This window comes from Streptococcus humanilactis, assembly GCF_019448275.1.
GTDB classification, from domain to species: domain Bacteria; phylum Bacillota; class Bacilli; order Lactobacillales; family Streptococcaceae; genus Streptococcus; species Streptococcus humanilactis.
In genome coordinates this window covers 1-212 of sequence record NZ_JAHXBZ010000060.1, presented here as the reverse complement: position 1 = coordinate 212, position 212 = coordinate 1, and the positions used below count along the sequence as shown (strand labels likewise).

Annotated in this window: 1 protein-coding gene; it reads right to left on the bottom strand. The window is 43.4% G+C overall.

Annotated elements, in window-relative coordinates; genetic code table 11:
* A partial coding sequence (locus tag KV696_RS09860) for a DUF1542 domain-containing protein (protein WP_219967540.1) occupies nucleotides 1-212 on the bottom strand: 212 nt, incomplete at both ends.

Below are 212 nucleotides of genomic sequence, written 5' to 3'. Positions count from 1 at the left end.
TGATCAATCGCATTTTTAGCGTTTTCTTTACCTACTGGAGTCACTGCTTGGATGGCGTTTGTACCTTCTGTTTCTTTCTCAGTTACTCCGGCTTGGTCTGTTGCTGCCTCAATAGCCGCCTTAGCCAAATCTGCTGCCGCCTTAGTTGCTTCTTTAGCCTTCGCTTTTTCAGATTGACTCAATTGATCATTCGCATCAATCTCTTTATCTTT